Consider the following 3,554-nt stretch of genomic DNA (forward strand, 5'->3'; position numbering starts at 1 on the left):
CGGCGATAAACAATATTATTCTGCAAAGTTCCTAGTTTGTTCCGAATTTAGACTCATTTTAGCCATAACGATCGTCTATACTAAAATTACTACCTGCCTGACGATTGAAGATAAAGCCGCCGTGCTGGCCCGATACGGGTACGGGCATTGCCGAGGAGGACCTGCTGAGCGTTTTTATAAAGATAAATTCCGTACCAGCGGGGCACGGAATGGGGCTGGCCATTGCCAGACAGATTATCAAATTACACGAGGCGACGGCAGACGTAGCTAGTGCCTGTGGATACGGTTTTCGGTTGAAAAAAAACAATAGACAAGAGGTGAAATAACATGTGTACATGGTTTGGCGGTCCCGGAGGCGGAGGCTGGTTCGGGGGTGGAATGGTAATGATGCTTATATTTTGGGGCCTTATTTTGTGGGGTGGCTTTATCCTGGTGCGCAAGCTCATCCAGACAAGCCAAGAAAACCGGCTGACGGGGACATCGCGGACGGCCATAGAAATTTTAAAAGAACGTTATGCCAAAGGTGAAATCGGCCGGGAAGACTTTGAACAGATGAAACAGGATTTATTATAGTCATTGTTTCATGTAGCGGATTAGCAATAGCGATTACATTATTAACGTTTTCCATACCGGGCCACGGGCCCGGTTTTCTTTTTCAGGAATACACTATGAGTTACGGGTCAATCAACCCCCCGCAAGCCCGCTCCGCAACGGGCGCAGGCGGCGTATTCTCGTGGTAGCAATCTCTACCGCCGCTTAGCGGAATAAGGAATGGTCCGGTTACAAAAAATGGTTATATGATTATTCGGATTATTGGGGGTGAAATTGAAATAACATATGAATTTTTCACTTTAGGAATAAACTGATAATAATTTTTTTACGAGGTTAATCAGGTATATGAGTTGCTAGACGACGTTGAATTTCGCGGTAAAGATATGGACATCCATCAAATACATTTTTACTCGGACAAGTCAACAAATATTCTAAATAAGACTTTGCTGCCACGGCAGAGCGAATTTGTTTCTCCAATTTCGCAATATGTTCATTCAAAACTTCTCGCCAATTTATTAACTCTGTTGGATATGTAAGCAAATGAAAAATTTCATTCAGACTAAGATCGTTGCTTTGCAGCATCTGAATGAGCGTAAGACGCTCCAATTCAGGCATGCCATAATACCGACGCCCTGAACGACGTACCGCTGGCTTCAGCACTCCCACTTCTTCATAGTAGCGTAGAGTGGAAGTATGAATTCCAAAACTTTTTGCTACTTGACCAATGCTAAATAATTTCTCGTCCATAATTATATTTTATTTCATTTTACCATTGACTTCAAGTTAACTTGAACTTATATAATAATCCAGAACTTAAAATTTGGCTCTGGAGGTGCAAGTATGCTTATGAACAGTAAGAAATTTTGGTTAGTAATTGCTGTATTTCTAGGAACATTTATCGGGTTTCTCGATATGACCATTGTTAACGTTAGTTTACCAGCAATACAAAGCGACCTTAAAACTAGTATGGAAGGGCTGCAATGGGTCGTGAATGCATATGCCATATGCTTAGCCATATTAATGCTATCCGGTGGGACCATGGGTGACCGTTATGGTCGTAAACGATTATGGCTCCTGGGGGTAGCTGTTTTCACGATCGGGTCAGCAATATGTGCCTGGTCCTCTTGGTTGGCAATGTTGGTTAGCGGCCGCATCATCCAGGGAATAGGGGCGGCGTTTTTAGTGCCGGGCTCGCTGTCGATTCTTGCCCAAGCTTTTATTGATCGCTCACAGCGCGCCCAGATCATTGGCTGGTGGAGTACAATTAATAGTTTAGCAACGGTTGCAGGTCCTGTTCTGGGCGGAATATTAGTAGATGAGGTCGGCTGGAATAGCATTTTTTTAATCAATCTGCCCCTAGGTATTGCCGTTTTTCTTTTGGGTATTTGGGCAATACCGGAATCTAAAGACCCGTCCTATACCTCTCTCGACCCATGGGGACAGTTGCTTGGAATCATCTGGCTAGGGTCTTTAACATATGCATTGATTATGGGGAGAACACTGGGGTGGATGTCACTCTTCATTCTCATTCTCCTATGTGTGTCCATTATCGCTTTTTTGGCATTTGTAAAAGTCGAATTAGCCAGCTCTCAACCCATGCTGCCAATTCGAATATTCACAGATAGACGATTTGCAGTCACAAATGCCGCTTCTTTCGTACTAGGCTTCGGAGTACTTGCAGCCTATTTTTTTCTTTCGTTGTATCTTCAACAAGTACACGGATATTCGGCATCCTCTGCCGGTATGAGGCTTGTTCCTTTTTGTGGAACGGTTGCGTTATTTTCAGTTATCTCCGGATGGCTTACCGGACGCTATGGTCCACGTCAACCAATGTTGTTCGGTTACCTTCTTTGCGGCATTGGCCTTCTGGGAATGTATTTTTTTGAACCAAATACGAGCTACATATTTGTCGCCATTATTTTCATAGTGATCGGCATAGGCATGGGGTTAGCACTACCTGCAACAAATTCTGCAGCGCTTGCTGCCGTGCCAAGGGAACGTTCCGGCATGGCTTCGGCTACAGTCAACGCAACACGTCAGACTGGAGCAACATTGGGTATTGCAGTAATGGGCATTCTTTTCGCTGCGAGATCTATAGCAACGTTAAGTAAATACTTAGAACAGGTCAATGTGCCGGCTTTCTTAAGTAGATCCATTGCTGGGAATTTAGTAAATCATCAAGGTATCCCTGTTGTTACTAAAGTATCCTTAGCCTCGGGCATATTGGAAGATATGTATAGACGTGCCTTTTGTTGTGGTCTCCATGCTGCCATGCTTGTCGGCGGCATCGTCACAATCATTATTGTCGCTTTTATTTGGTTTACAGATTGGCAATGTGATACACCCGAAGCTAATTCATAATGCCTGCGCTCACTACTCTGGCGCAATCAAAGAAGTAACCCAAATTTTGTTGGATGCGGGCATCGGGATAATTCAGATGCCATGCCCCGAACTCCTTTGTTTAGGCCTTAACAGGGAAGTCGATGTGAATGCTAGCTGCACTGTTGAGTCGGAAGATACTAAAGTCGCCAAGCTAATGCGGGGAGAGCAATCGGAGGAGTATATGAAACACGGTTACCAAATTGTCAAACGGTTCACCTACTTGCGGCGTTAATACAAATTGGTTAGACGACAGGGAGTATGAAGGACGCGGTATATTCATTGAAATGTTGAAGGAAAAGTTCAACGATAGAGCTATATGCATCGATATGGTGGGCATAAAGGCGCGAGATGCGAAGGGAAGCAGTTGCGACGGTGAATAGGTTAGTTGCTAAATTAGCTGGTATAGCCCGCCACATACTGATGGAGTCAGGTTATCTTCGAATGATTTGGCTTAGAACCGTATCCTGCCAGGCGGCCATTTGTTAGTCTGGGCAAGGGAGCAAGGCTCGAAAGCTCCTTTCACTCGCCTAACGCCTTACGGGGACGGGTTATTGTGAAAACAACAGAGTCCCCGAAGCTAAAAAAAAGGTATAACAAAATAGGCCTACAGTCTTAGGCAA

Annotated in this window: 5 protein-coding genes; 4 read left to right on the plus strand and 1 reads right to left on the minus strand. The window is 44.4% G+C overall.

Going from position 1 to position 3,554, the window contains the following annotated elements:
• The first annotated feature begins 104 nt into the window (after positions 1 to 104).
• Complete coding sequence (locus BLR65_RS31970; protein WP_143122708.1) at positions 105 to 326, plus strand: ATP-binding protein; 222 nt, start codon at positions 105 to 107, stop codon at positions 324 to 326.
• Positions 327 to 384: 58 nt separating this feature from the next.
• A complete protein-coding gene (locus BLR65_RS28650; RefSeq protein WP_211285259.1) occupies positions 385 to 573 on the plus strand; it encodes an SHOCT domain-containing protein in 189 nt (62 codons plus the stop codon).
• A gap of 312 nt (positions 574 to 885) precedes the next feature.
• On the opposite strand, the gene BLR65_RS28655 is transcribed toward BLR65_RS28650, so the two are convergent.
• Positions 886 to 1,299, minus strand: coding sequence for a MerR family transcriptional regulator (locus BLR65_RS28655; RefSeq protein WP_093798229.1), 414 nt, complete (start codon positions 1,297 to 1,299; stop codon positions 886 to 888).
• Positions 1,300 to 1,392: 93 nt separating this feature from the next.
• On the opposite strand from BLR65_RS28655, the gene BLR65_RS28660 reads away from it, so the two are divergent.
• Entirely contained in the window at positions 1,393 to 2,913 is a 1,521-nt protein-coding gene (locus tag BLR65_RS28660; protein ID WP_093798231.1) for an MFS transporter, read from the plus strand.
• Positions 2,888 to 3,166: a hypothetical protein gene (locus BLR65_RS30310; RefSeq protein ID WP_176772835.1), complete on the plus strand. Its 279-nt coding sequence runs from the start codon at positions 2,888 to 2,890 to the stop codon at positions 3,164 to 3,166. Before BLR65_RS28660 ends, BLR65_RS30310 begins: the two co-directional genes overlap by 26 nt.
• The last annotated feature ends 388 nt before the right edge of the window (positions 3,167 to 3,554 follow it).

The organism is Sporomusa acidovorans (assembly GCF_900101845.1).
In the GTDB taxonomy this organism is placed as follows: Bacteria; Bacillota; Negativicutes; order Sporomusales; family Sporomusaceae; genus Sporomusa; species Sporomusa acidovorans.

Bases quoted from the DNA above. Each gene is read 5' to 3' on its own strand.
- BLR65_RS28650 (WP_211285259.1), top strand. From the start codon at position 385: ATGATGCTTATATTTTGGGGCCTTATTTTGTGGGGTGGCTTTATCCTG.
- BLR65_RS28655 (WP_093798229.1), bottom strand. From the start codon at position 1,299: ATGGACGAGAAATTATTTAGCATTGGTCAAGTAGCAAAAAGTTTTGGA.
- BLR65_RS28660 (WP_093798231.1), top strand. From the start codon at position 1,393: ATGCTTATGAACAGTAAGAAATTTTGGTTAGTAATTGCTGTATTTCTA.